The sequence below is a fragment of the Trabulsiella odontotermitis genome (genome assembly GCF_001297775.1).
GTDB lineage: Bacteria > Pseudomonadota > Gammaproteobacteria > Enterobacterales > Enterobacteriaceae > Trabulsiella > Trabulsiella odontotermitis.
Window position 1 is genome coordinate 23,665 of record NZ_LIFX01000015.1, and the last position, 25,465, is coordinate 49,129.

At 55.0% G+C, this 25,465-nt stretch carries 26 protein-coding genes and 3 pseudogenes; 15 read left to right on the plus strand and 14 right to left on the minus strand.

Annotated elements, in window-relative coordinates:
• The first annotated feature begins 33 nt into the window (after positions 1-33).
• From ftsN to rraA, 5 genes are all read left to right on the plus strand, one after another.
• Positions 34-1,020: a cell division protein FtsN gene (gene ftsN, locus AOY23_RS19375; protein ID WP_072171062.1), complete on the plus strand. Its 987-nt coding sequence runs from the start codon at positions 34-36 to the stop codon at positions 1,018-1,020.
• A 90-nt stretch (positions 1,021-1,110) separates the two neighbouring features.
• Positions 1,111-1,641, plus strand: a complete 531-nt coding sequence (gene hslV / locus AOY23_RS19380) for an ATP-dependent protease subunit HslV (RefSeq protein ID WP_038160233.1) — start codon at positions 1,111-1,113, stop codon at positions 1,639-1,641.
• A 9-nt stretch (positions 1,642-1,650) separates the two neighbouring features.
• On the plus strand, positions 1,651-2,985 hold the full coding sequence (gene hslU, locus AOY23_RS19385) for an HslU--HslV peptidase ATPase subunit (RefSeq protein ID WP_054180915.1): 1,335 nt from the start codon (positions 1,651-1,653) through the stop codon (positions 2,983-2,985).
• Positions 2,986-3,050: 65 nt separating this feature from the next.
• Positions 3,051-3,971 (plus strand): 1,4-dihydroxy-2-naphthoate polyprenyltransferase, encoded by a 921-nt coding sequence (menA, locus tag AOY23_RS19390; RefSeq protein ID WP_054180916.1) that lies wholly within the window; start codon positions 3,051-3,053, stop codon positions 3,969-3,971.
• Between the two features lie 92 nt (positions 3,972-4,063).
• Entirely contained in the window at positions 4,064-4,549 is a 486-nt protein-coding gene (gene rraA / locus AOY23_RS19395) for a ribonuclease E activity regulator RraA (RefSeq protein ID WP_054180917.1), read from the plus strand.
• A 63-nt stretch (positions 4,550-4,612) separates the two neighbouring features.
• On the opposite strand, the gene pfkA is transcribed toward rraA, so the two are convergent.
• Both pfkA and fieF read right to left on the minus strand, forming a co-directional pair.
• Positions 4,613-5,575 (minus strand): 6-phosphofructokinase, encoded by a 963-nt coding sequence (gene pfkA / locus AOY23_RS19400; protein WP_054180918.1) that lies wholly within the window; start codon positions 5,573-5,575, stop codon positions 4,613-4,615.
• Between the two features lie 187 nt (positions 5,576-5,762).
• Positions 5,763-6,668 (minus strand): CDF family cation-efflux transporter FieF, encoded by a 906-nt coding sequence (gene fieF / locus AOY23_RS19405; RefSeq protein ID WP_054180919.1) that lies wholly within the window; start codon positions 6,666-6,668, stop codon positions 5,763-5,765.
• Between the two features lie 329 nt (positions 6,669-6,997).
• On the opposite strand from fieF, the pseudogene AOY23_RS19410 reads away from it, so the two are divergent.
• A pseudogene (locus tag AOY23_RS19410) lies at positions 6,998-7,294 on the plus strand (terminase gpP N-terminus-related DNA-binding protein); the annotation flags it as partial.
• 166 nt (positions 7,295-7,460) lie between these two features.
• Here the strand turns inward: AOY23_RS19410 and AOY23_RS19415 are convergent.
• The 7 genes and pseudogenes from AOY23_RS19415 to cpxP all read right to left on the minus strand — a co-directional run bounded on the left by AOY23_RS19415 (position 7,461) and on the right by cpxP (position 11,010).
• Positions 7,461-7,940, minus strand: coding sequence for an Hcp family type VI secretion system effector (locus AOY23_RS19415; RefSeq protein WP_054180921.1), 480 nt, complete (start codon positions 7,938-7,940; stop codon positions 7,461-7,463).
• A 20-nt stretch (positions 7,941-7,960) separates the two neighbouring features.
• Positions 7,961-8,152 carry a hypothetical protein gene (locus AOY23_RS19420; RefSeq protein WP_054180922.1) on the minus strand — a complete coding sequence of 64 codons (192 nt, stop codon included), beginning with the start codon at positions 8,150-8,152 and terminating at the stop codon, positions 7,961-7,963.
• Entirely contained in the window at positions 8,152-8,844 is a 693-nt protein-coding gene (locus AOY23_RS19425; protein WP_054180923.1) for a hypothetical protein, read from the minus strand. Before AOY23_RS19425 ends, AOY23_RS19420 begins: the two co-directional genes overlap by 1 nt.
• 242 nt (positions 8,845-9,086) lie before the next feature.
• A pseudogene (locus AOY23_RS19430) lies at positions 9,087-9,308 on the minus strand (hypothetical protein); the annotation flags it as partial.
• Positions 9,309-9,335: 27 nt separating this feature from the next.
• A pseudogene (locus tag AOY23_RS19435) lies at positions 9,336-9,857 on the minus strand (IS630 family transposase); the annotation flags it as partial.
• 125 nt (positions 9,858-9,982) lie between these two features.
• Positions 9,983-10,255: a hypothetical protein gene (locus AOY23_RS22820; RefSeq protein WP_054180924.1), complete on the minus strand. Its 273-nt coding sequence runs from the start codon at positions 10,253-10,255 to the stop codon at positions 9,983-9,985.
• A gap of 251 nt (positions 10,256-10,506) precedes the next feature.
• Positions 10,507-11,010, minus strand: a complete 504-nt coding sequence (gene cpxP, locus AOY23_RS19445; RefSeq protein ID WP_054180925.1) for a cell-envelope stress modulator CpxP — start codon at positions 11,008-11,010, stop codon at positions 10,507-10,509.
• 150 nt (positions 11,011-11,160) lie between these two features.
• On the opposite strand from cpxP, the gene cpxR reads away from it, so the two are divergent.
• Positions 11,161-11,859: an envelope stress response regulator transcription factor CpxR gene (gene cpxR, locus AOY23_RS19450; protein ID WP_054180926.1), complete on the plus strand. Its 699-nt coding sequence runs from the start codon at positions 11,161-11,163 to the stop codon at positions 11,857-11,859.
• On the plus strand, positions 11,856-13,232 hold the full coding sequence (gene cpxA, locus AOY23_RS19455; RefSeq protein ID WP_038161535.1) for an envelope stress sensor histidine kinase CpxA: 1,377 nt from the start codon (positions 11,856-11,858) through the stop codon (positions 13,230-13,232). The genes cpxR and cpxA overlap by 4 nt, the downstream gene beginning before the upstream one ends.
• A 28-nt stretch (positions 13,233-13,260) precedes the next feature.
• Here the strand turns inward: cpxA and yiiM are convergent, their stop codons facing one another.
• Complete coding sequence (gene yiiM, locus AOY23_RS19460) at positions 13,261-13,935, minus strand: 6-hydroxyaminopurine reductase (protein ID WP_054180927.1); 675 nt, start codon at positions 13,933-13,935, stop codon at positions 13,261-13,263.
• Positions 13,936-14,093: 158 nt separating this feature from the next.
• On the opposite strand from yiiM, the gene AOY23_RS19465 reads away from it, so the two are divergent.
• Positions 14,094-14,987, plus strand: coding sequence for a dihydrodipicolinate synthase family protein (locus AOY23_RS19465; RefSeq protein WP_054180928.1), 894 nt, complete (start codon positions 14,094-14,096; stop codon positions 14,985-14,987).
• A 50-nt stretch (positions 14,988-15,037) separates the two neighbouring features.
• Here AOY23_RS19465 and kdgT read toward each other — a convergent pair whose 3' ends face one another.
• Complete coding sequence (kdgT, locus tag AOY23_RS19470; protein WP_054180929.1) at positions 15,038-16,021, minus strand: 2-keto-3-deoxygluconate transporter; 984 nt, start codon at positions 16,019-16,021, stop codon at positions 15,038-15,040.
• A gap of 261 nt (positions 16,022-16,282) precedes the next feature.
• Complete coding sequence (gene sodA / locus AOY23_RS19475; protein ID WP_054180930.1) at positions 16,283-16,903, minus strand: superoxide dismutase [Mn]; 621 nt, start codon at positions 16,901-16,903, stop codon at positions 16,283-16,285.
• 287 nt (positions 16,904-17,190) lie between these two features.
• Between sodA and rhaT the strand changes: the two genes are divergently transcribed.
• A complete protein-coding gene (gene rhaT, locus AOY23_RS19480) occupies positions 17,191-18,225 on the plus strand; it encodes an L-rhamnose/proton symporter RhaT (protein ID WP_054180931.1) in 1,035 nt (344 codons plus the stop codon).
• Here the strand turns inward: rhaT and rhaR are convergent.
• Together rhaR and rhaS are read right to left on the minus strand one after the other, a co-directional pair.
• A complete protein-coding gene (gene rhaR / locus AOY23_RS19485) occupies positions 18,222-19,067 on the minus strand; it encodes an HTH-type transcriptional activator RhaR (protein WP_054180932.1) in 846 nt (281 codons plus the stop codon). The two genes, rhaT and rhaR, sit on opposite strands and share 4 nt — an antisense overlap.
• 72 nt (positions 19,068-19,139) lie before the next feature.
• Positions 19,140-19,976, minus strand: coding sequence for an HTH-type transcriptional activator RhaS (rhaS, locus tag AOY23_RS19490; RefSeq protein WP_054180933.1), 837 nt, complete (start codon positions 19,974-19,976; stop codon positions 19,140-19,142).
• Positions 19,977-20,278: 302 nt separating this feature from the next.
• On the opposite strand from rhaS, the gene rhaB reads away from it, so the two are divergent.
• From rhaB to rhaM, 5 genes are all read left to right on the plus strand, one after another.
• Positions 20,279-21,748: a rhamnulokinase gene (gene rhaB, locus AOY23_RS19495; RefSeq protein ID WP_054180934.1), complete on the plus strand. Its 1,470-nt coding sequence runs from the start codon at positions 20,279-20,281 to the stop codon at positions 21,746-21,748.
• Positions 21,745-23,004, plus strand: a complete 1,260-nt coding sequence (rhaA, locus tag AOY23_RS19500) for an L-rhamnose isomerase (RefSeq protein WP_054180935.1) — start codon at positions 21,745-21,747, stop codon at positions 23,002-23,004. Before rhaB ends, rhaA begins: the two co-directional genes overlap by 4 nt.
• A gap of 79 nt (positions 23,005-23,083) precedes the next feature.
• Positions 23,084-23,914: a rhamnulose-1-phosphate aldolase gene (gene rhaD, locus AOY23_RS19505; RefSeq protein WP_054180936.1), complete on the plus strand. Its 831-nt coding sequence runs from the start codon at positions 23,084-23,086 to the stop codon at positions 23,912-23,914.
• Between the two features lie 49 nt (positions 23,915-23,963).
• Positions 23,964-25,112: a lactaldehyde reductase gene (gene fucO, locus AOY23_RS19510; RefSeq protein ID WP_054180937.1), complete on the plus strand. Its 1,149-nt coding sequence runs from the start codon at positions 23,964-23,966 to the stop codon at positions 25,110-25,112.
• Complete coding sequence (gene rhaM / locus AOY23_RS19515) at positions 25,109-25,423, plus strand: L-rhamnose mutarotase (RefSeq protein ID WP_054180938.1); 315 nt, start codon at positions 25,109-25,111, stop codon at positions 25,421-25,423. Before fucO ends, rhaM begins: the two co-directional genes overlap by 4 nt.
• The last annotated feature ends 42 nt before the right edge of the window (positions 25,424-25,465 follow it).

Below are 25,465 nucleotides of genomic sequence, written 5' to 3' on the forward strand. Positions count from 1 at the left end.
GGCTGAGAAACGAATAAATACAGCGAAACGATAGTGGCACAACGAGATTATGTACGCCGCGGCCAACCGGCTCCTTCGCGGCGCAAAAAGAGCACCTCAAGGAAAAAGCAGAGCAGCTTTTCTTCCGTTTCACCAGCAATGGTCGCCATCGCTGCGGCTGTGCTGGTGGCCTTTATCGGTGGCCTGTACTTTATTACCCACCACAAGAAAGAAGATGCCGATACGTTGCAGAACCGTCAGATGACGGGCAACGGTCTGCCGCCAAAACCCGAAGAACGCTGGCGTTATATTAAAGAGCTGGAAAGCCGTCAACCTGGCGTTCGCGCGCCGACGGAACCGTCTGCGGGCGGGGAAGTGAAAAATGCCGATCAATTAACGGACGAACAGCGCCAGTTGTTAGCGCAGATGCAGGCCGATATGCGTCAGCAGCCGACGCAGCTCACCGAAGTGCCGTGGAACGAGCAAACGCCTGAGCAGCGCCAGCAAACGCTGCAGCGTCAGCGTCTGGCTCAGCAACAGCAGCAGGCGCAACAGCAGCAGCAATGGACGCAAACGCAGCCTGTTCAGCAGCCCCGTACGCAACCCCGCGTCGCGGAGCAGCCGCGCACGGCGCAAACGACTCAGCCGCCGCGTCAGACGCAGCAGCCGAAACAAACCGCCTCCAGCCAGCAGCCTTATCAGGATCTGATCCAGACGCCTGCGCACACCACGGCGCAACAGCCGAAAACGCAACAGGCAGCGCCGGTCACCCGCGAGCCGGAAGCGCCGAAGGCGACGGCGGAGAAAAAAGACGAACGCCGCTGGATGGTGCAGTGCGGTTCATTTAAAGGTGTCGACCAGGCCGAAACCGTTCGCGCCCAACTCGCCTTTGAAGGCTTTGACTCCCGCATCACCACCAACAACGGCTGGAATCGCGTCGTTATCGGCCCGGTAAAAGGCAAAGATAACGCTGACAGCACCATCAACCGCCTGAAGCTGGCCGGTCACACAAACTGCATTCGTCTCGGCGCCGGGGGTTGAAACCCCCAAATTGCCCCCCATCTATAATTGCATTCTGCCCCGTACACTGTGCGGGGCGCGTATTCTGAATTGCAACCAAGGGGTCTGCTCGTGACAACAATAGTAAGTGTTCGCCGTAACGGTCATGTGGTTATCGCCGGTGATGGTCAGGCCACGCTGGGCAATACCGTCATGAAAGGCAACGTGAAAAAAGTCCGCCGTCTGTACAACGACAAAGTGATTGCTGGCTTCGCTGGTGGCACTGCAGACGCGTTCACGCTGTTCGAACTGTTTGAACGTAAGCTGGAAATGCACCAGGGCCATCTGGTGAAAGCGGCCGTTGAGCTGGCAAAAGACTGGCGCACGGACCGCATGTTGCGCAAGCTCGAAGCCCTGCTGGCTGTCGCGGACGAAAACGCCTCCCTGATCATCACCGGTAACGGTGACGTCGTGCAGCCTGAAAACGATCTGATCGCCATTGGCTCCGGCGGCCCTTATGCGCAGGCTGCGGCCCGCGCGCTGCTGGAAAACACCGAAATGGGCGCCCGCGACATCGCGGTCAAAGCGCTGGATATTGCAGGTGATATCTGCATCTATACCAACCATTTCCACACCATCGAAGAATTACCGTCTAAAGCGTAAGGATCTCCCATGTCTGAAATGACCCCACGCGAAATTGTCAGCGAACTGAACAAACACATTATCGGCCAGGACGCGGCGAAGCGCTCCGTGGCTATTGCCCTGCGTAACCGCTGGCGTCGTATGCAGCTGGATGAAGAGCTGCGCCATGAAGTGACGCCAAAAAATATTCTGATGATCGGCCCGACCGGTGTCGGTAAAACGGAAATCGCCCGTCGTCTGGCGAAACTGGCTAACGCGCCGTTTATCAAGGTCGAAGCCACCAAATTCACCGAAGTGGGTTATGTCGGGAAAGAAGTGGATTCCATCATCCGCGATCTGACTGATGCTGCCGTGAAAATGGTGCGCATGCAGTCGATCGAGAAAAACCGTTATCGCGCGGAAGAGCTGGCGGAAGAGCGCATTCTTGATGTGCTGATCCCACCGGCGAAAAACAACTGGGGCCAGAACGAAGCGGCGCAGGAGCCATCTGCCGCGCGTCAGGCATTCCGTAAAAAACTGCGCGAAGGCCAGTTGGACGACAAAGAAATCGAGATAAACCTGGCGGCAGCGCCGATGGGCGTTGAAATCATGGCGCCTCCGGGTATGGAAGAGATGACCAGCCAGTTGCAGTCCATGTTCCAGAACCTGGGCGGGCAGAAACAGAAACCGCGTAAGCTGAAAATCAAAGACGCGCTGAAGCTGCTGGTGGAAGAAGAAGCGGCGAAACTGGTGAACCCGGAAGAGCTGAAACAGGACGCCATCGATGCCGTTGAGCAGCACGGGATCGTGTTCATCGACGAAATCGACAAAATCTGTAAGCGCGGCGGCAACACCTCTGGCCCGGACGTTTCCCGCGAAGGCGTGCAGCGCGACCTGCTGCCGCTGGTGGAAGGCTGCACCGTCTCCACCAAACACGGTATGGTGAAAACCGACCACATTCTGTTTATCGCCTCGGGCGCATTCCAGGTGGCCAGCCCGTCTGACCTGATCCCTGAACTGCAGGGCCGTCTGCCGATTCGCGTTGAGTTGCAGGCGCTGACCACGGAAGATTTCGAGCGCATCCTGACCGAGCCAAACGCCTCCGTCACCGTGCAGTACAAAGCGCTGATGGCGACCGAAGGGGTCAACATCGACTTTACCGACGACGGCATCAAGCGCATTGCACAGGCCGCGTGGCAGGTTAACGAATCCACCGAGAACATCGGTGCGCGTCGTCTGCATACCGTGCTGGAGCGTCTGGTGGAGGAAATCTCCTTCGATGCCAGCGAACTGGGCGGCAAAACCATTACCATCGACGCAGATTATGTGAGCAAACATCTGGATGCGTTGGTGGCAGATGAAGATCTGAGCCGTTTTATTCTATAATCGCGGTAAATGCATTTTCATCTTTGTTGATGGGGGCTTTCGCCCCCATTTTTTTGGCTGGAACTATGACTGAAATTAGCCGCACTCAGGCCTGGCTGGAAAGCCTTCGCCCTAAAACGTTGCCCCTCGCGTTTGCCGCGATTGTCGTCGGTACCGCGCTCGCCTGGTGGCAAGGATATTTCGATCCGCTGGTCGCTGTGCTGGCGTTGATCACCGCGGGTTTACTGCAAATCCTCTCCAACCTGGCAAACGACTACGGCGATGCCGTGAAGGGCAGCGATAAGCCTGACCGTCTCGGTCCGTTGCGTGGAATGCAGAAAGGGGTGATTACCCAGCAGCAGATGAAGCGGGCGCTGATAGTCACCGTGGTGCTGATTTGCCTCTCCGGTCTGGCGCTGCTGTTTGCCGCGTATCAGGGGATTGGCGACTTTATCGGCTTTCTGGTGCTGGGCGGCCTGTCAATCATCGCTGCCATCACCTATACCGTCGGCACGCGTCCGTACGGCTATATCGGGCTCGGCGACATTTCGGTGCTGATTTTCTTCGGCTGGCTGAGTGTGATGGGTAGCTGGTATTTGCAGGCGCACAACATCCACCCGGCGATTTTCCTGCCCGCCACCGCCTGTGGTCTGCTGGCGACGGCGGTGCTGAACATCAATAACCTGCGCGACATTACCAGCGACAGCGAAAACGGCAAGAACACGCTCGCCGTGCGCCTCGGCCCGGTTAACGCGCGCCGTTATCACGTCTGTCTGCTGGTGGGCGCCCCGCTCTGCCTCGCGCTGTTTAACCTGATTTCGCTGCACAGCCTCTGGGGCTGGCTGTTTATTCTCGCCGCGCCATTGCTGGTGAAACAGGCCCGTTACGTGATACGTGAACGCGATCCGGCAGCCATGCGTCCAATGCTCGAACAGACAGTGAAAGCCGCGCTGCTGACTAACCTGCTGTTTGTCATTGGGATTATCGGCAGCAGGCTGGCAGCGTAACTGACAAATATCAATTAACAATTGATGATTTTGCCAACAACGCACTTAGCGCGATATACTGAAAACTCTCGCAGCAACTGAACGTAAATCCTATGAAATACGATACTTCCGAGCTTTGTGACATCTATCAGGAAGATGTCAACGTCGTGGAACCGCTGTTCTCCAACTTTGGAGGACGTTCGTCGTTTGGTGGGCAGATCATCACGGTGAAATGTTTCGAGGATAACGGGTTGCTGTACGATATGCTCGAACAGAACGGCCGTGGCCGCATTCTGCTGGTCGATGGTGGCGGTTCTGTCCGTCGGGCATTACTCGATGCCGATCTGGCCCGTCTTGCCGTTCAGAATGAATGGGAAGGCATTGTCATCTATGGCGCGGTGCGTCAGGTGGATGACCTGGAAGAGATGGATCTGGGCATTCAGGCACTGGCGGCGATCCCGGTGGGTGCTGCGGGTGAAGGCACTGGCGAAAGCGACATTCGCGTTAATTTCGGCGGCGTGACCTTCTTCTCTGGCGATCATCTTTATGCCGACAACACCGGCATTATCCTGTCCGAAGATCCCCTCGATATCGAATAATGACCGACAAAAAAGCCTTCTCAATGAGAAGGCTTTTTTTATTCCGCCGACAGGCTCAGCCCATCAGTACAGTTTCTTCGCGCAGTCCAGCAGGTCAGTCTTGAACGGACGCTTCATGTTTTCGATGGCATCAATGATGTCGTGGTGAACCAGTTTTTCGTTCTGGATACCGACGCAGCGACCGCCGTAGCCCTGCTGCAGCAGTTCAATGGCATAAGCGCCCATGCGGGAGGCGAGAATACGGTCGTAAGGAACCGGGGAACCACCACGCTGGATGTGACCCAGAACGGTTGCACGGGTTTCACGGCCAGTTTCTTTCTCAATGAAGTGCGCCAGTTCGTCAACGTCGCAAACGTGCTCAGTGATCGCCACAATCGCGTGTTTCTTGCCTTTCGCAATGCCCGCTTTGATTTCAGCAACCAGATCGTTACGGTTGAATTCCACTTCCGGCACCACAACGAACTCACAGCCGCCAGCGATTGCTGCCGCCAGGGTCAGGTCGCCGCAGTAACGGCCCATCACTTCCACGATGGAGATACGCTGGTGAGAAGAAGAGGTGTCACGCAGGCGGTCAATCGCTTCAACCACGGTACCCAGTGCGGTGAAGAAACCGATGGTGTAGTCAGTGCCTTTAATGTCGTTGTCGATGGTGCCCGGCAGACCGATACACGGGAAGCCCATTTCGGTCAGGCGTTGCGCACCGAGATAAGAACCGTCACCGCCGATAACCACCAGCGCGTCGAGCCCGCGTTTTTTCATGTTTTCGATAGCCACAGCACGAATATTTTCATCGCGGAATTCCGGGAAACGCGCTGAACCGAGGAAGGTGCCGCCACGGTTGATCATATCGGAGACGCTGTAACGGTCGAGCTGAACCATACGATCTTCATACAAACCCTGATATCCGTCGTAGATACCAAAAATTTCCAGACCTTCTGACAAGGCTGCGCGCACAACGCCACGGATCGCCGCGTTCATGCCCGGAGCATCACCGCCACTTGTCAATACACCGATTTTTTTAATCATGACTACCTCTGAGAACTTAGGAATGCTAAAAATTAATTCTTTTGCCCGAAGCGCTCCCGGACCGGGGAGTGAACGACTCTATTTAGCAATAGTATATCAAGCTCTTCGTGCTGAATTGATTCAGGTCAGACCAAACGGCGGTAATTTATACAAAAAATGCCAGTCTGGCCCGCAAATATACAACCGGTTACGAAAGTTCAAACTGCCCCTGGTGACCCTGAGGTACCACTGAGCAGGGATCCTGGTGAATAATCACGTCAGACCCCGGAAAACGCTGTAAAATTGCCTGCTCTACCTGTTCAGCCACTAAATGCGCCTGAACCAATGGCAGGTTATCTTCCATTTCCAAATGAATCTGAATAAAGCGGGTCGGCCCTGACTGCCGCGTTCGAAGATCATGTGCGCCGCTGACGCCGGGCCAACTTGTCACGATACTGATTATTTCGCTACGTTCATCGTCCGGCAAAGCACGATCCAGCAGCGACTGCACCGCATCATAACCCATACGCAACGCGCTATATAAAATATAGATGCCAATGCCCAACGCAAACAAGGCATCGGCGCGATGCCAGCCGTGCCAGGCAAGTCCCAGCGCCACCAGAATCGCGCCGTTCATCATAACATCAGACTGATAATGTAGCATATCGGCACGCACGGCCTGGCTTTGCGTCTTTCGTACCACCCAGCGCTGAAACGTGACCAGCATCAGGGTGCTGATCAGCGCAATAATCGTCACAATCACCCCGATGCCCGGCTGATTCATCGGCTCTGGCTGCACCAGATGCTGAATACCGGTGAGGAACAAAAACAATGCCGATCCGGAAATAAACATGCTTTGCGCCAGCGCCGCCAGCGATTCCGCTTTACCGTGACCAAAGGTGTGTTCTTCATCGGCAGGTTGCAGCGAATAGCGCACCACCAGCAGGTTGGTCAGTGAGGCGGCGATATCCACCAGTGAATCCACCAGCGCCGCCAGAATACTGACGGAACCGGTAAACCACCACGCGAAAATTTTGATCACCAGCAGCAAAGAGGCCATGATCGTCGCCGCGATCGCCGCCCTGCTGACAAGTCGTCCATAGGATTGGTTCATAGACACTCCAGCTCGTTTCTGCGGCTAGTATAGCGGATAGCAGTGAAGGATAAATTTCCTAATTAACAGGCAAAAAAACCCACATCTGTTTCATACTCCACATCAGAGAGCATCACCTCGAGCTCTACAGCCGTCGTGAAGCCATTTCGAAATTTTTTTAGCCATGAGTCAGGTGTCCTGAGTTGGGTTATCGGGTCGGATGTAGTTTCCCGACTCCCTCCCTCGCCAGCCACCGGTTACAGAAGTGCAACCCCTGACACAACAGGGGGTTAGCGATTCATCCCTCCTGAATCTTTAGCCTTGCCGTGTACTCATCACAGTGAGGTTTTATGACCACTACCAACGACACATCACTACTCAGCGACCCACGACGACAGGCCGCGCTTTTGTTCTGGCAGGGCTATTCCGTGCCACAAATCGCGGAGCAGTTGCTGGTCAAACGCCCCACGGTGCAGAGCTGGAAGCAGCGCGATAAATGGGAAGAAACCGCCCCGTTAAACCGGGTCGAATTCACGCTCAAGGCGCGGCTGATTCAGCTCTATGCAAAGCCTGACCTGACGGCTCACGACTTTAAGGTCGCGGATTTTCTGGCGCGTCAGATGGAGCGCCTCGCGCGGGTTACCCGCCTCAGCGCGCAATGCTTTCCCCGCCACGCCTGCCCGCTTTAAGGGTCGGTTTTAATGCAGTTGCACGACCACAGCCAGACCGCGCCAGCACTGGCGCGAGAGCGCGAGGGAAAGTCGCAGCAGCGCATGCAACCTGCGGCAGCGGGGGTTTTCTCTGTTTTTGCGGTTACGCCGTCCAGCGAACATTCCAGCCATCTTTAAACAAGATATTTCCGTCTGTGTACTTCCATGTGATGTTTTCGTAGCGAAGCTCTATAGCCTCCATATGAGTTCCACTTACTCCACCCGGAAGTAACGAGGGGGTAATACTGCTAATTTTTACATTTTCGAGCACGATATTAAAATACTCAGTCTCGATCCCCGCCTCGGTAATTCTATACATCCGGATTGTTGCCGACTTAAGGGTCCGCCCCTCGCAAAGCGCGCGGAATAGAATAGGCGTAGTTTGGTCAAACTCCTTTTGCACGCATATCGGAGAATGGATTCTCGTACCCGTCAGCTTTCCATAGTTCGGGTCAACCGGGATGCATACGTTATGCGTTAACGTTTTCAGCTCAATCGAACCGAGCCGGGTAGGCATCATGCAGCCGCCTACAATAGGCGAGCCGTTTTCATCAGTTAACCATAAATGCGCTGGAGTAGACATAATTCACATCCTTTTAAAAATCATTTTGACGGCTTAGCCGTAAGATAAATAACGATGAACACTACAACGGCAAAGACTCCAGTTGATTGAACAGCGTAAGCAGGAAAAAATTTAACCGCAACCATAAAGAAAATAAAAATAGCGATGGCGGGTATATAAGTGCGAGCCAAAAAACCGACTTGATATTTTAACCACCTCTTTAAAAAATCCATTACTTAGCCATCCTGGAGATTATATTCACAATATCATCATCAGATAGATAAGCGTTTTCAAAAGCCCGAGCTTTCACAAATATCGGTTCTACGATGAAATACATCATTTCTAACTTTCTAAGGTAGAGAGCGTGATAGTATCCAGGCCCCCAAAGCTTAAGTCTGTCCGCGCTTTCCGCTGCTTGCTGCACATAACCATAAAGCCCAGCGGCTCCCACAGCACCGCCAGCCAACGCACGGACACGCCCGACTACCAGAGGACTAAAACCGAGGCTCAAACATACGGTCGTAGTTATCCCAAGCGTAAGAGAATCAGCAGTTAGGCTACTGGTTGAAATATTTAAGCCCAATTTGAATAAACGCCACTTGATAAACTCTAATTGCTGCTGCGTTTTATGTTGCAACACATCTTTGAAATAAACCTCAATCAAATCGTAAACAATGCGCCGGTCACGAAAAAGCTGATAAAGCCCCTCACCGAAGCGAACATCTTCACTTTTCAGTTTCGAGCAAACATCCTGGTAATTATCAGTAAAGCAGGAGGTGTAATATATTGCGCGGGTTGCACCATCTTTAATTCTGGCGGCTGTTTCTAATACTTGCTTGCCAACGTCATTCACAGCCTTATCAAGCTGCAACGCCATTAGCTTTTCTGCCTGCATTTCTCTTATGATTGAATCGCTATAATACATATCCCGCCCCTGCGGTTGATAAATGTACATGCAGCGAAAAGTAACACGTTTACATGAAAAGATTAAACAAAAAGGGATAGGCAAATAATACATTCACAAAGCGAATGCATTTAAATAACTCATACCTTAATTATATAGAAGACAGTTTCGAGCAGACTCATACCTTCACTAATGCCTCGCGCCGCTCGTTGTTCAACCCCGCCAGCACTGAAAGCAAGTTTCAGCACTGACGGCGTTTGCTGTGGTCGACGCGGTGGCGGAACTATCGGCCCTCTTGCCGGTATGAACGCCTCAATTTTCGGATTACTGATGTCATGGATCCTTCCGAAATTATCTCTGACGATTTCGGCGCACCCGACCAGCTCGACTGGTGTCAGGTTTTCATTGACCATAATTTGTTGCAGTCGATGCACAATACCCATCAATTTTTTAGCTTGCAGGGTATGCTGCGGCGGTACAGGCATCAATCTAAATAGCTGCGCCTAATACCGCTACACTTTTGCCAGACCATGTTTACCGCCGGGGAACGGGCTGGCAGTTTCCATAAAGTGTCGGACTTTTTTCAGCAACTGCCACATCGTCCGGCACTGATGATTGCGTGTTATCGTGTCATGAAGCGCCTGCCATAGCCGTTCAACATGATTTACCCATGGCGAGTAAACTGGCTGATAAATCACCCTGAACTTCGGATTTTCCTTCAGCCAGCGCTGTGTTTCCCGGCTTTTGTGAATAATGTAGTTGTCCACGATGAGCGTGATGGTTTTCGCCCGTCGGTACGTCGACTTCAGATGTTTCAACAGACTGATAAATAAGGCTGAACTTTTGCTGTTGCCGCCCATGTAGCTGACTTTGCCCGTTCCGCTATGTAACGCGCCAGCCAGATAATATTTTTCATTCTGCCCCGGTATCACCACCCACTTTTGTTGTCCGCGCAGTTGCCAGTCCGCACCGATTTTGGGATTGGGATTGAGATGGATATCCACTTCATCTTCATAAAATACCGGATGCGCTGCTCTGCGCCTTTCCGGTATTGCTGAAGCTCATATAATGCCCGTACCTGTCTTCCATATATCCCGCACGTTTCAAGCTCAGACAGCAGCTCTTCTAACTGCTCATCTGTTAGGTTGTTATTGCTCATTTACTTCTGCTCCTTGCTGTCACGTTCTGAGCCGACGTCGTAAATCGCCATAAGGCTATTTGTACAAATGCTCATGCGAAGAATCTCAATCTTCACAGCCTTCTCAGAGAGCATCTGAATAGCTGAATAATTTCCTGCCTTAAGGTATTTCGCTAAGCGGCGCTCAATATCATCAAGTTGCACCGCCAAAGCATCGGTGATGACTTCTCCCAAAACCGTTGTGACGTACTCACCATTCATAGCCTCGGTACTATTGCTCGTGCATTCAACCATTTAAGTCACCTCTACCTGCAGAACGCCGTCGCACTGAATCCTCTTAACGGTGGAGTGACGTTATAAATTACCTCTCTGAGTGTCCACATAGTGTCCACACTCAGAGAATTTTAAAACCGTTCCACACCGTTACAGCTTTTTCTAAGTGGCTGTATTTATTTATATTGAGAGGTAAGTGATTGATAAAAAAAACCCCTCCATCATGGAGGGGAAGACAGGGATGGTGTCTATGGCAAGGAAAACAGGGTTTGTTACTGGTGACTCAGGGTACTACTGCTACTGGAAAGTGCCATGGCAGCGTTGTGCTGCATCCTGGCAATCTCTCGCAACTGGTCCATTCGTTGCTGATGCTTGTCATTTAAAACCGCCTGCTGCTCCGGGGTTAACAGGTGGTACATCTGATTTCGTACCTTCGCCATTTCTACCTGGCGAGCAACCTGTTCTTGCGCCATCTTTTCAGCCTGGGCGCGCACAGCGGTTTCATCGAAACGGTTTGCGGTGATAAGGCGATGCATTATCTCCTGTTCGCTAACATTAACGGGGGGCTGGTCATGCCGCGCTCGTTGCATAAGATCCCGCATCTGTTGGCGCTGATGTTCGGTTAAACTTATGCCGTCAAACATGTGGCTCTGGCCGTTTCGCTGGGCGGGGCCGACATCCGGCTGCCCGTTAACGCTGGTGACGACTTCAGCAGCCTGGCTATAAGCACTTAGCGCCAGCGTTGAGGCCATGACGGCAGCGATAACTTTGCGCATCACTTGCTCCCAAAAACTTTAATGTCGCGATTCAACGAGAGACAGTCTACGATTCAGGCTGCAAACATGCGTCAGGGGGTGTAAAACAACGTAAAGTCATGGATTAGCGAGCCTTGATGACGTAATTTCTGCCTCGGAGGTATTTAAACAATGAATAAAATCCTGTTAGTTGATGATGACCGGGAGCTCACCTCCCTGTTAAAGGAGTTGCTGGACATGGAAGGCTTCAACGTTCTGGTTGCCCATGATGGCGAACAGGCGCTGGCGCTGCTTGACGACAGCATCGACCTGCTTTTACTCGATGTGATGATGCCGAAGAAAAACGGTATCGACACGCTTAAAGAGTTACGACAGACACACCAGACTCCCGTTATTATGCTGACCGCGCGCGGCAGCGAACTGGATCGCGTGCTGGGCCTTGAGCTTGGCGCGGACGACTATTTACCGAAACCGTTCAATGATCGTGAACTGGTGGCCCGTATTCGCGCGATTCTGCGTCGTTCCCACTGGAGCGAGCAACAGCAGAACAGCGACAACGGTTCGCCGACGCTTGAAGTCGACGCATTAAGCCTGAATCCGGGTCGTCAGGAAGCGAGCTTCGATGGGCAAACCCTGGAACTGACCGGCACCGAATTCACGCTGTTGTACCTGCTGGCGCAGCATCTCGGTCAGGTGGTTTCCCGCGAACATCTCAGCCAGGAAGTGCTGGGCAAACGCTTGACGCCTTTCGATCGCGCGATCGACATGCATATCTCCAACCTGCGCCGCAAACTGCCTGAGCGCAAAGACGGTCATCCCTGGTTTAAAACCTTGCGTGGCCGCGGCTATCTGATGGTATCCGCTTCATGATAGGAAGTTTGACCGCACGTATCTTTGCCATCTTCTGGTTGACGCTGGCACTGGTGCTGATGCTGGTATTGATGTTGCCGAAACTGGATTCGCGTCAGATGACCGAATTGCTGGAGAGCGAGCAACGTCAGGGACTTATGATTGAACAGCACGTTGAAGCGGAGCTGGCTAACGATCCTCCCAATGACCTGATGTGGTGGCGCCGACTGTTTCGCGCTATCGATAAATGGGCGCCTCCGGGGCAGCGCCTGTTGCTGGTCACCAGTGAAGGACGCGTTATCGGCGCCGAGCGCAGCGAAATGCAGATCATCCGCAACTTCATCGGCCAGGCGGATAACGCCGATCACCCGCAGAAGAAAAAGTATGGTCGGGTAGAGCTGGTAGGGCCCTTTGCCATCCGCGATGGGGAGGATAATTACCAGCTCTATCTGATTCGTCCTGCCAGCAGTTCGCAGTCCGATTTCATCAACCTGTTGTTTGACCGCCCATTGCTGTTGCTGATTGTCACTATGCTGGTCAGCTCACCGTTGTTGCTGTGGCTGGCGTGGAGCCTGGCGAAACCCGCCCGTAAGCTGAAAAACGCGGCAGATGAAGTGGCGCAGGGGAATTTACGCCAGCACCCGGAACTGGAAGCCGGGCCGCAGGAGTTCCTGGCCGCAGGCGCCAGCTTTAACCAGATGGTGACCGCGCTGGAGCGTATGATGACCACCCAGCAGCGTTTGCTGTCGGACATCTCCCACGAGCTTCGCACGCCGTTGACGCGCTTACAGCTCGGCACAGCGCTTCTGCGTCGCCGTGCGGGCGAGAGCAAAGAGCTGGAGCGTATTGAAACGGAAGCGCAGCGTCTGGACAGTATGATCAATGATCTGCTGGTGATGTCGCGCAATCAGCAGAAAAACGCGCTGGTCAGTGAAACGCTGAAGGCGAACCAGTTGTGGAGCGAAGTGCTCGACAACGCCGCGTTCGAAGCGGAACAGGTCGGCAAATCCTTCACCGTGGAATACCCGCCGGGCCCGTGGCCGTTGTACGGTAACCCGAATGCGCTCGAGAGCGCGTTTGAGAATATCGTCCGCAACGCGCTGCGTTATTCGCACACCAAAATCTCGGTGGCGTTTGCGGTGGATAAAGACGGCATCACCATTAACGTGGATGATGACGGCCCGGGCGTAAGCCCGGAAGACCGGGAGCAGATTTTCCGCCCGTTCTACCGTACCGATGAGGCGCGGGATCGTGAATCCGGCGGCACCGGTCTGGGTCTGGCGATTGTGGAAACCGCCATTCAGCAACATCGCGGCTGGGTGAAAGCGGACGACAGTCCGCTCGGTGGTTTACGTCTGACGATCTGGCTGCCGCTGTACAAGCGCGCGCCGTAATAAAACGCCCTCTCTCCGTGAGAGAGGGTTATTTTCCCGTCAGTCGCCGCGAATTATCCTCAATCACGCCGCTTAAACGCCGCTTCTGCATCGTTCTCGCCCAACTGACCGATAACCCCGCCGCCGACAGCAAACGGTGATACTGCTCATCATCAAACGGCAGATGCCAGGCGATGGCCGCCGCGTCATACACCGACACGTCGCTCAGCCGCGAGACCAGCTCCAGCGGTGATTCGCTGGACACTTTTCCCGGCGCAATCACACGATACAACCAGCCTACCTTGCCGCTGCTCTGCATCTGCGACGCCATGTCGCTGATGTTAAAATGATAATTGAGCTTGTAGCAGGGAGAGCGCGGCTGCGTGATTTGAATCAATGCCTCACCCCAGCGAAAAATATCACCGATAAAAGCGTTCTGTTCAGTCAGCCCTTCAGTCGATAAGTTCTCACCAAACGCCGGGGCGCAGAACTGCTCTGCCAGTTCGGGAAACTGCCGCGCCCAGTCGGCGTAATGCTCACGCGGGTAATGGCACAGCGCGCGATCAGGCCCACCGTGATACTTCTTTTCCGCCTGCTCGTCGCCTTCCAGCCCGAGTTCCGTCAGCATCAGTTCGCCGTCGAGCTGAATTTTGGCGATAGCGCTCGGCCCGCTGCCCGCGTAATCGCGGATCCTGCCTGTAAAAACGTCCACCGGATATCGCATGTGTCCTCCCTTTCATTTCATCGTCACAGACACCAGTAGAACACATTTTTTTGCGCATTGACTAAGCAAAATGCGACCGGCGTAAAGCTTATGTTTCAATGTTCGTGCTATTCATGAAGATTATTTGAAACGCCATTTCACAACAAGGAGTCAATACTATGACCACGCATTCTCGTTTTTCCGGCGTCTGGTGCCCTTCGATAACGCCGATGGATGCACAGGGCGCACTCGATCTGAAAGGTCTTTCTCAGCATCTCGCCCGCCTGACGGCTGCGAAAATCGACGTCATCTTGCTGATGGGCAGCATCGGCGAATTTGCTTCGCTCAGCCTTGAGGAGCGCCTGCATCTCATCCGCGAGGCGCGCGCCATGTCACCGCTGGCGATGGTCGCCAACGTCTCCTCCACCTGCGTGGCGGATATCGTGCGCATGGCGGAGGAAGCATTCCGCAGCGGTTATGATGGCGTAATGGTGCTGCCGCCGTACTATTACGGGCAAACTTCAAATCAGCTGTTGAGCTACTTCAGGGCGCTTGGCAAACAGTTCAGCGGTAAATGGTTCGCCTACAATTTCCCGGCACGCACCGGCTGCGACATCACCCCGGAGATCACCGCCACGCTGGCGAAAGAGTTTCCGAATTTTGCCGGGATTAAAGACACGGTGGATTGCCAGTCGCATACGCGCAATATCATTCTTGCCACCGAAGCTGTGCGCAATGATTTCGCGGTGCTCTCCGGCTATGACGAGTATTTTATTCCTAACCTGCTGGCCGGCGGCGCGGGGATTATTTCCGGGCTGAACAACATTATGCCGGAGTTGTTCGTGCAGGCGCGGGAAGCCTGGGCGGCGGGCGATTTCCAGACGCTGCACAATGTTCAGCGCGAGATTGGCCGCTTCATGTCGATCTATTCGATTGGCGACGACTTTGTCACCACCATCAAAACCGTGGTATCGCGTAAGTTTGGCTACTGCCAGCCCCACTCCCGCAACTTTGGCGGCGAGCTTAGCGCCGCACAGTGCCAGCACATCGACAGCGTATTCGGCATCCAGTAACAGCAAAAAGCCCGGCAGTGCCGGGCTTCTTTATGATCTATAACGATTAGTTATTTAACCGTTTCGCGGATCTCCACCGCTGCTGCCTGGCCTTTCACTTTACGCGACCAGATGGAGGTCAGAATCGGCACCAGAATGGAGGTCACAATCACCGAGGTGGCGACCAGCGAAGTCGCTGCCGGGGCCATCGGTTTGAACGCCGGGATCATTTCGGCAATCAGCACCGGTGTTGCCACCGCCGCACCTGCGGAGCTGGACGCGGCAAGCCCTGCCGTACCGTCGCCGCCACCGATGTATTTGTCCGCGAGAATCAGCGGAATACCGGTCACCACAATCACCGCCAGACCCAACAGGATACCCAGCAGACCGGTCTGTGCGATCACGGTCAAATCGATGGTATTACCCAGGGCGAAGGCGAAGAAAGGAATCAGCGTATGAACGGCGTTACTGAAGAAATCGCGCAGATCCGGGTCAAGGTTGCCCAGCGCAAAACCAACCAGGAACGGCAGCACCGCACCGACAAACACATGCGGTTCAAAGGAGGCGATACCCGCGGTGCCGAGGATAATCATGGTCATCAGCGGACCGGACTCCAGCGACATCAGAACAAACGCGCCTGCCTCTTCTTTGGTGCCGTACTGCTGCATGATAGACGCATACAGGCCGCCGTTGGTCATATCCATCGCCGCCACCAGCGCCAGCGTGGACATACCGGCAAAGAAGCCGACCTCAACGCCATGCTCCGGAATAATGCGCGACGCAATCGCTGCCACCACCCACGCCACGGCAATTTTGGTCACCACCAGCGTCCCGGATTTACGTAATACCGTACCGGTCGCGCTCAGTTTGATGGAGGCCCCCATGCAGAAGAACCAGACAGCCAGAATTGGCACGGTACCGGTGATCAACCCATTGGTAAAGGAACCAAAATATTTGCCAGCGCCGGGGGAGAAGGTATGGCAGAGCGCGCCCAAAAACAACGGAACAAGCATCATACCACCCGGTATTTTTTCTATCGCACGTTTGATCTGCATATTCTCACCTTAACTCACTGAATTATAAATTGTTGCCGCCGATTTCTGCTTTCCACACACCCATCAGCAGTATTTGATGCAGCCACAATAGACATTCTTGTAAGAGAGAAAAGTGATCTAAACTACAAATTGAAACTCCATTTTAAATTTATCAGATCAATGTTTCTAAAGGTGATAAACATCACACGAGGCGGGCTTCAGGCAATAAAAAACCCCGCCGTGAAAGGCAGGGTTTCGTTCATGCCCGCAGGCAATGAAAACTTATTTTTTCGCAGCGAAACGGGCAGCAGCCTCGTCCCAGTTGACGACGTTCCAGAATTCTTTGATGTAGTCCGGACGACGGTTCTGGAATTTCAGGTAGTAAGCGTGTTCCCACACATCCAGGCCCAGGATCGGGAAACCGGACGTGCCAGAAATGGCTTCGCCCATTAACGGGGAGTCCTGGTTCGCGGTAGAAACCACCGCCAGTTTGTCGCCTTTCAGCACCAGCCACGCCCAGCCAGAGCCGAAACGGGTGGCCGCGGCTTTCTCAAACTCTTCTTTAAATTTCTCAACAGAGCCGAAATCGCGCTCGATAGCGGCTTTCAGATCACCCTGCAGCGTGGTGCCTTTTTTCAGACCTTTCCAGAACAGGCTGTGGTTAGCGTGACCGCCCGCGTTGTTACGCAGCACGGTTTTTTTGTCCGCTGGCAGCTGATCCAGTTTGGTGATCAGTTCTTCAACCGGCAGGCTGGCGAATTCCGGCAGGCTTTCCAGTGCCGCATTCGCGTTGTTCACATAGGTCTGGTGATGCTTGGTGTGATGGATTTCCATCGTTTGTTTGTCGAAGTGCGGTTCAAGTGCATCATACGCGTATGGCAGCGATGGTAATGTATAGCTCATAGTCGTCTCCATTATTGTCGGGCGGCAGAGGTGTTAACGCCGCGTAATCAGTTGGTTCATTATAGTTAATTAAATGATATTGAAAATGTTTATCAATGCCGTAGTTTTAATAAGGTTATAACCTTTGGTTATGACGTTGTTTTTGTGAGGCCGCTCACCCCCATCATGCGCTCATTGCCAGTGTGGCGCGTATCGCGGCAACCGGTCGAAGGTTAATGCGTTGTACAATTTTTACACTCATCCCGTCAGATGAAGATTCATCGACTTCAACGGTGAGGATAAAAACAATGAGTCACGCGATTACGATGGGTATTTTTTGGCATTTGATAGGCGCAGCCAGTGCAGCCTGTTTCTATGCCCCGTTTAAAAAAGTAAAACATTGGTCCTGGGAAACCATGTGGTCAATCGGGGGCATCGTCTCCTGGCTGATCCTGCCCTGGGCCGTCAGCGCCATGCTGCTTCCTGATTTCTGGGCCTATTACGGCTCTTTCTCCTCCTCCACGTTGCTGCCGGTATTCCTGTTTGGCGCTATGTGGGGCGTGGGTAACATCAACTATGGCCTGACTATGCGCTATCTCGGCATGTCGATGGGGATCGGTATCGCCATCGGTATTACCCTGGTGGTCGGGACACTGATGACGCCGATCATCAACGGCAACTTTGATGTGTTGATTCACACCTCTGGCGGTCAGATGACGCTGCTGGGTGTTCTGGTCGCGCTCATTGGCGTGGGGATTGTGACCCGCGCAGGGCAGCTAAAAGAGCGCAAAATGGGTATCACGGCGGAAGAGTTCAACCTGAAGAAAGGCCTGGCGCTGGCGATCATGTGCGGGATTTTCTCAGCAGGCATGTCATTTGCCATGAACGCCGCCAAACCGATGCATGAAGCCGCCGCCGCGTTAGGCGTCGATCCGCTGTATGTCGCATTGCCGAGCTATGTCGTTATCATGGGCGGCGGGGCGATCATCAACCTGGGTTTCTGCTTCATTCGTCTGGCAAAAGTGAAGGAACTGTCGCTAAAAGCCGACTTCTCGCTGGCAAAACCGCTGATCATCAGCAACGTTCTGCTCTCCATGCTGGGCGGTCTGATGTGGTATTTCCAGTTCTTCTTTTATGCCTGGGGCCACGCCCGCATTCCGGCGCAGTATGACTATATGAGCTGGATGCTGCACATGAGTTTCTATGTGCTGTGCGGTGGTCTGGTGGGTCTGGTGCTGAAAGAGTGGAACAATGCGGGACGCCGTCCGGTGGGCGTACTGAGCCTCGGTTGCGTGGTGATTATCATCGCCGCCAATATCGTGGGCCTCGGCATGGCTAACTAAGCGGCACGACTGCGATGACGCCACTGCCCTGGCGTCATCCCCACTTCCCGGTTAAACACCACTGAAAAATAGTTACTGTCTTCAAAGCCGCACAGCATCGCGATGTCGCTGATCATCTGCTCGGTGTGCTGGAGCAGATACTGCGCGTGGCAAATCCGCAACTGACGCAAATACTGGCTGATGGTCATGCCGGTCTGACTGCGAAACTGCTGACGCAATCCCCGCTCGCTACACCCTTCCTGAACACAAAACGCGTCCAGCATGAACGGCCGGTTGAGACTGCCCGCCAGCGCGGTAATCAGCTTATCCAGCAGGGCTTCGCGGTGCGTCGCGGCAAGGTTATCCGTGGCATAGCGGTGACGGCTCAGGGTTAATACCAGTTGCGCAAACAGCAACTCCGCCATGCCGCCGGACAACACATCCTGCCGGTTACTTTCATGTTCGAGCTGGTTTATCACCTGCCTTGCCTGCGCCATGCCGCTGCTGCCGATCCGCCAGTGCGGCGACCAGCACGAGCCATGCAGACCGGGAATATGCGCCGCCCAGTCGAGATTCAGCGTCAGCCTTTCCGGGCAGTAAATAATATTCTGTAAAACCAGATCGTTCACCGAGGCGTAGGCGTGTTTGTCTTCAGCGCGAATATAAAACAGATCGCCGCGGGTGATGCGGTAAGGACGGTCGTTGAGGATATGCAGGCCGTTGCCGCGCCACACCAGCACCAGCTCGCAGAATTCATGGGTATGTTCGGCAAACACGTTTTGCGGATAACGATCAGCCACCGCCACCGCCTGGTCGGGCGACGCAAAAAAGTCCGCTTTGCGAAGAATAAGCTCACCAGGCATGATGCCACCTCATTGCTAACAACCCGCCATTATTGACTTTTTCACTGGCCAAAAACGGTGACTGGTTTCGCGTTACTGGAGGCTGGCGTCTCGCCCCTGACGAATATCTCGCGGTGACCAGTTAAATTCCCGGCGAAACAGCGTCGAAAAGTGGTTACTGTCGCCGAAACCGCAGCGAAAGGCGATATCTGTCACACTCTCGTCGCTATGGCGCAACAGATGACGCGCTTTCATCAGGCGCACCCGGTTCAGATACCGCTGCGGCGTCAGTCCGGTATGCTGTTTGAGCTGTCGGTGCAGCGTACGCAGCGACAGTGAAAAACGCTCGGCAACCCCTTCCCAGCACACTTCTTCCGCAAAATGATCGTCCAGCCAGGCAATCAGCTGATTCAACCGGGCATCATTATTAGTGGCCTCCGCCGCGAGGCTGCTTTTGCGCAACTGGATCAGCAACTGCATAAACAGAATTTCGCGATTGGCGATGGTGTGTGCATCGTTGTCTTCTTCCCGCCTTTCCATCTGCGCGACGATCTGCCGCACCTGCTGCAACGCGCTCTGGTTAACCCGCCAGTGGGAAGGATAAACGCCGTTCTGCTCTTGCGGCAGCAGCCGATGCAGCCCGGCGAGAAACTGGAACGCTTCCGGCGAACGGTATAGCACGTTGGTCAGGCAGAGGTTATCGGTGTGCTCATAAAGATGCCGGTCATGATCGCGCACAAAGCAGACCGTTCCGCCGCTGATGGTATAGGGTTGACCGTTAAAAACGTGAATGCCCGTACCATGCTCAACGATCACAATCTCATGAAAATCATGATGATGTTCGGGAAATTCGGGCTGGGGAAGCCGCGGCTCGATCGCCACCGAAGCGATGCCCGACGGGAAAAAATCCACACTGTGCAACACGGTCATGACGCCTCCCACCAGATGAGAAAAGTTATCAGGATAATAAGTGGGGCGCGGCAATCTCACCTTGAATTTTTGACAATAAAGCGCGCAAAGCCTGCCGTTTTTTCAAGAAACGTCCGGAAAGATCAGGAAATGCGGCGAACGTCACACCAGGTCAGATCAGGCTCAAAACTGGAAACTGTGAGCTGCCTCACCTTCACCTTTGCTTTCTTGCCAGCGCCAATTTTCGCCTGTCAGTAACAAGAAGGTAGCGCTGTTGCGCTCTTTTTAGACTGAATGCACTGATTATCTGAAGGACCCCTGAGATGACTTTTCGCCATTGTGTCGCCGTAGATTTAGGCGCTTCCAGCGGGCGTGTGATGCTTGCCAGTTATGACCGCGAACAACGTTCTTTATCGCTTCGCGAGGCGCATCGCTTTGTGAACTGCCTGCAAAAAAGGGACGGTTTTGACTGCTGGGATATCGACAGTCTTGAGGCGGGCATTCGCCGCGGGCTGGAAAATGTCTGCGCCGAAGGCATTCTCATCGACAGCATCGGCATCGACACCTGGGGCGTCGATTATGTGCTGCTGGATAAACAGGGCCAGCGCGTCGGGCTGCCGGTGTCTTATCGCGACAGTCGCACGCAGGGGGTGATGCAACAAGCGCAAACGCAGTTGGGTAAAGCCGATATCTACCAGCGTAGCGGCATTCAGTTTCTGCCGTTTAATACGCTCTATCAGTTCCATGCGCTGGCAACGCAACAGCCGGAACTGCTCGACCGCGTCGCCCATGCCCTGTTGATCCCCGACTATTTCAGCTACCGCCTGACCGGCAAGCTGAACTGGGAATATACCAACGCCACCACCACGCAACTGATCAACATTAACACCGACAGCTGGGACGAAAAGCTGCTCGACTGGACGGGCGTTCCGCGCCGCTGGTTTGGCACGCCAACGCATCCGGGCAATGTCATCGGCCACTGGCGCTGCCCGCAAGGGAATGCCATTCCGGTGGTGGCGGTGGCCAGCCACGATACCGCCAGCGCGGTCATCGCCTCGCCGCTGAACGGCAGCGATGCGGCGTATCTCTCTTCCGGCACCTGGTCGCTGATGGGCTTTGAGAGCAAAACGCCCTGCACCAGCGACGCGGCGTTGCAGGCCAACATCACCAATGAAGGCGGTGCGGAAGGTCGCTATCGCGTGCTGAAAAATATTATGGGCCTGTGGCTGCTGCAACGCGTACTGCGCGAGCAGAACGTTGAGGATCTGCAGGCGCTGATCGCCGACACCGCAGCGCTTCCGGCCTGCCGCTTCGTGATCAACCCCAACGACGATCGCTTCATTAACCCCGACAACATGAGCGCGGAAATCCAGGCCGCCTGCCGCGAAAGCCAGCAGCCGGAGCCCACTACGGCGGCACAACTGGCGCGCTGTATTTTCGACAGTCTGGCGCTGCTGTATGCCCGTGTGCTGGAAGAGCTCACCGCCCTGCGCGGCCAGCCATTCAGCCAGTTGCACATCGTCGGCGGCGGCTGCCAGAACCCGTTGCTTAACCAGTTGTGCGCCGACGCCTGCGGCATCACCGTGATCGCCGGACCAACAGAAGCATCAACGCTCGGCAACATTGGCGTTCAGTTGATGACGCTCGATGAACTGAACAACGTCGACGATTTCCGCCAGGTGGTGAGCAAGAACTACGACCTGATCACTTATACGCCCAATCCGAACCATGAAATTGCCCGCTATGTTGCGCAGTTTCAGCCGCAACCACAGACAAAGGAGCTTTGCGCATGACCACTCAAACAGAACAGGCATGGGAACTGGCTAAACAACGTTTTGCCGCCATCGGTGTGGATGTCGAGCAGGCGCTGCGCCAGCTCGATCGCTTACCGGTTTCAATGCATTGCTGGCAGGGCGACGACGTGGCCGGTTTCGAAAACCCGACCGGCGCGTTGACCGGCGGGATCCAGGCTACCGGCAACTATCCCGGAAAAGCACGCAACGCCACGGAGCTTCGCGCTGATCTCGAACTGGCACTGAGCCTGATCCCGGGGCCAAAACGCCTGAATCTGCACGCGATTTACCTTGAATCCGACGCGCCGGTCGCCCGTAACGACATCAAACCGGAACATTTCGTCAACTGGGTGAAATGGGCGAAAGCCAACCAGCTGGGGCTGGACTTTAACCCCTCCTGCTTCTCGCATCCGCTGAGCGCTGACGGCTTCACTCTCGCCCACGCCAATGACGAGATCCGCCAGTTCTGGATTGACCACTGCAAGGCCAGCCGCCGCGTGTCAGCGTACTTTGGCGAACAGTTGGGCACCCCGTCGGTGATGAACATCTGGATCCCGGACGGCATGAAAGATCTTACCGTTGACCGCTTCGCACCGCGCCAGCGCCTGCTGAATGCGCTGGACGAGATCATCAGCGAGAAACTGAACCCGGCGCACCATATCGACGCCGTGGAAAGCAAGCTGTTCGGCATTGGCGCCGAAAGTTACACCGTGGGCTCGAACGAGTTCTACATGGGGTACGCCACCAGCCGCCAGACCGCGCTGTGTCTCGATGCGGGTCATTTCCACCCGACAGAAGTGATCTCCGACAAAATCTCTGCCGCGATGCTGTTTGTGCCGCGCCTGCTGCTGCACGTCAGCCGCCCGGTGCGCTGGGACAGCGACCACGTGGTGCTGCTGGATGACGAAACCCAGGCCATCGCCAGCGAAATCATCCGTCACGACCTGTTCGACCGCGTCCACATCGGTCTGGACTTCTTCGACGCCTCCATTAACCGCATCGCGGCGTGGGTCATCGGCACCCGCAACATGAAGAAAGCCCTGCTGCGCGCGCTGCTGGAGCCGACCGCCGAACTGCGTCAGCTGGAGCTGGACGGCGATTACACCGCGCGCCTGGCGCTGCTGGAAGAACAGAAATCGCTGCCGTGGCAGGCGGTATGGGAAATGTACTGCCAGCGCCATGACACGCCAGCAGGCAGCCAGTGGCTGGAAAACGTCCGCGCGTATGAGAAAGACGTACTGGCCAGTCGCAAGTAAACATATTGCCCGGCGGCACTTCGCTTGCCGGGCCTACAAGTACAGAGTCACCCGGCATTTTCAAAGGAACCACAAGACTATGCAGACCATTCTCGATTCCTGGTTCGTCCAGGGCATGATCAAAGCCACTTCTGACGCCTGGCTGAAAGGCTGGGACGAACGCAACGGCGGCAACCTGACGTTGCGGCTGGATGATGCGGATATCGCGCCGTACCGTGCTGATTTTCACCCACAACCGCGTTACATCGCCCTGAGCCAGCCGCTGCCACAACTTGCTGGCATGCCGTTTATCGTCACCGGCTCCGGCAAATTTTTCCGCAACGTACAGCTCGATCCGACCGCGAATCTCGGCGTGGTGAAAGTCGATAACGACGGCGCCGGTTATCACATTTTGTGGGGACTGACGGACGACGCCGTACCAACCTCGGAACTGCCCGCACACTTCCAGTCTCATTGTGAGCGTATTCGCGCCACGGGCGGTAAAGACCGCGTCATCATGCATTGTCACGCCACCAATCTGATTGCGCTGACCTATGTCCTGGAAAATCGTACTGATCTCTTCACCCGTAAGCTGTGGGAAGGCAGTACCGAGTGTCTGGTGGTGTTCCCCGATGGCGTCGGCATTCTGCCGTGGATGGTACCGGGCACGGATGACATCGGCCAGGCCACGGCTCAGGAAATGCAAAAACACGCGCTGGTATTGTGGCCCTTCCACGGTGTCTTTGGCAGCGGCCCGACGCTGGATGAAACCTTTGGCTTGATCGACACCGCCGAAAAATCCGCGCAAGTGTTAGTCAAAGTTTATTCGATGGGCGGCATGAAGCAGACCATTACCCGCGAGCAACTCATCGCGCTGGGTCAACGCTTTGGCGTCACCCCACTGGCAAGCGCACTCGAACTCTACCCATAACCACGCGCCTGCCGCCGGAAAAATCACAGCAAATATTAAGGAGAGTTATATGAGTTTTATGCTGGCACTACCCAAAATCAGCCTGCATGGCGCGGGCGCGATTGGCGATATGGTGAACATGGTGGCAGGCAAACAGTGGGGCAAGGCGCTGATTGTCACCGACGGGCAACTCGTCAAACTGGGGCTGCTCGACAGCCTGTTTGCCGCGCTGGATGCCCATCAGATGCCATATCACCTGTTTGATGACGTTTTCCCGAACCCGACAGAAGCGCTGGTGCAACAAGGCCTTAGCGCTTACAAGTCGTCGCAGTGCGATTACCTGATCGCCTTCGGCGGCGGCAGCCCAATCGATACCGCCAAAGCCATTAAGATCCTGACCGCCAACCCCGGTCCGTCAACGGCCTATTCCGGCGTGGGTAAAGTGAAAAACCCGGGCGTACCGCTGGTGGCAATCAACACCACCGCCGGTACCGCGGCGGAGATGACCAGCAACGCGGTGATCATCGACAGCGAACGGCAGGTCAAAGAGGTGATTATCGACGCGAACATTATCCCGGATATTGCCGTTGATGACGCCAGCGTGATGCTGGAGATCCCGGCGTCAGTAACCGCCGCCACCGGCATGGATGCGCTGACGCACGCGATTGAAGCGTATGTTTCTGTTGGCGCGCACCCGCTGACCGATGCTAACGCGCTGGAAGCGATTCGCCTGATCACTCTCTGGCTGCCGAAAGCTGTCGATGATGGTCACAACCTTGAAGCGCGCGAGCAAATGGCGTTCGGTCAGTATCTGGCGGGAATGGCCTTCAACAGCGCGGGTCTGGGGCTGGTTCACGCGCTGGCGCACCAGCCGGGCGCCACGCACAATCTGCCGCACGGGGTGTGTAATGCCATCCTGCTGCCGATCATCGAAAACTTTAACCGCCCGAACGCTGTGGCGCGCTTTGCCCGTGTGGCACAGGCCATGGGCGTGGAAACGCGCGGCATGAGCGACGAAGCCGCCAGCATGGAAGCCATCAACGCGATTCGTCAGTTAAGCGTCAGGGTCGGTATCCCGTCCGGCTTCAGTAAACTGGGCGTCACCAGAGCGGATATCGAAGGCTGGCTGGACAAAGCACTCGCCGATCCGTGCGCACCGTGTAACCCGCGCACTGCCAGCCGCGACGAAGTTCGTGAGCTGTATCTGGAGGCGTTATGATCCGCAAAGCGTTCGTTATGCAGGTCAACCCTGACGCGCATGAGGAGTATGCGCGCCGCCACAATCCAATCTGGCCAGAGCTGGAAGCCACGCTGAAGGCACACGGCGCGCATCACTACGCGATTTACCTCGACGAAGCACGCAACCTGCTGTTCGCCAGTGTTGAGATTGAATCAGAAGCGCGCTGGGATGCCGTCGCCAGCACCGAGGTCTGCCAGCGCTGGTGGAAACACATGCGTGATGTCATGCCCGCCAACCCGGACAACAGCCCGGTCAGCGCGGAGTTGAAGCCGGTGTTTTATCTGGTGTAATGCAACACGCCGGGCAGCATAATGTTGCCCGGCGTTTTCCTG

Excerpts from the sequence above, each read along its gene's own strand:
- AOY23_RS19420 (WP_054180922.1), bottom strand. The coding sequence starts at position 8,152 with ATGGATTTTTTAAAGAGGTGGTTAAAATATCAAGTCGGTTTTTTGGCT.
- rhaB (WP_054180934.1), top strand. The coding sequence starts at position 20,279 with ATGACTTTTCGCCATTGTGTCGCCGTAGATTTAGGCGCTTCCAGCGGG.
- rhaT (WP_054180931.1), top strand. The coding sequence starts at position 17,191 with ATGAGTCACGCGATTACGATGGGTATTTTTTGGCATTTGATAGGCGCA.
- rhaD (WP_054180936.1), top strand. The coding sequence starts at position 23,084 with ATGCAGACCATTCTCGATTCCTGGTTCGTCCAGGGCATGATCAAAGCC.
- AOY23_RS19425 (WP_054180923.1), bottom strand. The coding sequence starts at position 8,844 with ATGTATTATAGCGATTCAATCATAAGAGAAATGCAGGCAGAAAAGCTA.
- pfkA (WP_054180918.1), bottom strand. The coding sequence starts at position 5,575 with ATGATTAAAAAAATCGGTGTATTGACAAGTGGCGGTGATGCTCCGGGC.
- sodA (WP_054180930.1), bottom strand. The coding sequence starts at position 16,903 with ATGAGCTATACATTACCATCGCTGCCATACGCGTATGATGCACTTGAA.
- rraA (WP_054180917.1), top strand. The coding sequence starts at position 4,064 with ATGAAATACGATACTTCCGAGCTTTGTGACATCTATCAGGAAGATGTC.
- AOY23_RS19465 (WP_054180928.1), top strand. The coding sequence starts at position 14,094 with ATGACCACGCATTCTCGTTTTTCCGGCGTCTGGTGCCCTTCGATAACG.
- kdgT (WP_054180929.1), bottom strand. The coding sequence starts at position 16,021 with ATGCAGATCAAACGTGCGATAGAAAAAATACCGGGTGGTATGATGCTT.
- fucO (WP_054180937.1), top strand. The coding sequence starts at position 23,964 with ATGAGTTTTATGCTGGCACTACCCAAAATCAGCCTGCATGGCGCGGGC.
- cpxP (WP_054180925.1), bottom strand. The coding sequence starts at position 11,010 with ATGCGCAAAGTTATCGCTGCCGTCATGGCCTCAACGCTGGCGCTAAGT.
- AOY23_RS22820 (WP_054180924.1), bottom strand. The coding sequence starts at position 10,255 with ATGGTTGAATGCACGAGCAATAGTACCGAGGCTATGAATGGTGAGTAC.
- fieF (WP_054180919.1), bottom strand. The coding sequence starts at position 6,668 with ATGAACCAATCCTATGGACGACTTGTCAGCAGGGCGGCGATCGCGGCG.
- menA (WP_054180916.1), top strand. The coding sequence starts at position 3,051 with ATGACTGAAATTAGCCGCACTCAGGCCTGGCTGGAAAGCCTTCGCCCT.
- cpxR (WP_054180926.1), top strand. The coding sequence starts at position 11,161 with ATGAATAAAATCCTGTTAGTTGATGATGACCGGGAGCTCACCTCCCTG.
- rhaS (WP_054180933.1), bottom strand. The coding sequence starts at position 19,976 with ATGACCGTGTTGCACAGTGTGGATTTTTTCCCGTCGGGCATCGCTTCG.
- rhaR (WP_054180932.1), bottom strand. The coding sequence starts at position 19,067 with ATGCCTGGTGAGCTTATTCTTCGCAAAGCGGACTTTTTTGCGTCGCCC.
- yiiM (WP_054180927.1), bottom strand. The coding sequence starts at position 13,935 with ATGCGATATCCGGTGGACGTTTTTACAGGCAGGATCCGCGATTACGCG.
- rhaA (WP_054180935.1), top strand. The coding sequence starts at position 21,745 with ATGACCACTCAAACAGAACAGGCATGGGAACTGGCTAAACAACGTTTT.
- hslU (WP_054180915.1), top strand. The coding sequence starts at position 1,651 with ATGTCTGAAATGACCCCACGCGAAATTGTCAGCGAACTGAACAAACAC.
- rhaM (WP_054180938.1), top strand. The coding sequence starts at position 25,109 with ATGATCCGCAAAGCGTTCGTTATGCAGGTCAACCCTGACGCGCATGAG.
- AOY23_RS19415 (WP_054180921.1), bottom strand. The coding sequence starts at position 7,940 with ATGTCTACTCCAGCGCATTTATGGTTAACTGATGAAAACGGCTCGCCT.
- cpxA (WP_038161535.1), top strand. The coding sequence starts at position 11,856 with ATGATAGGAAGTTTGACCGCACGTATCTTTGCCATCTTCTGGTTGACG.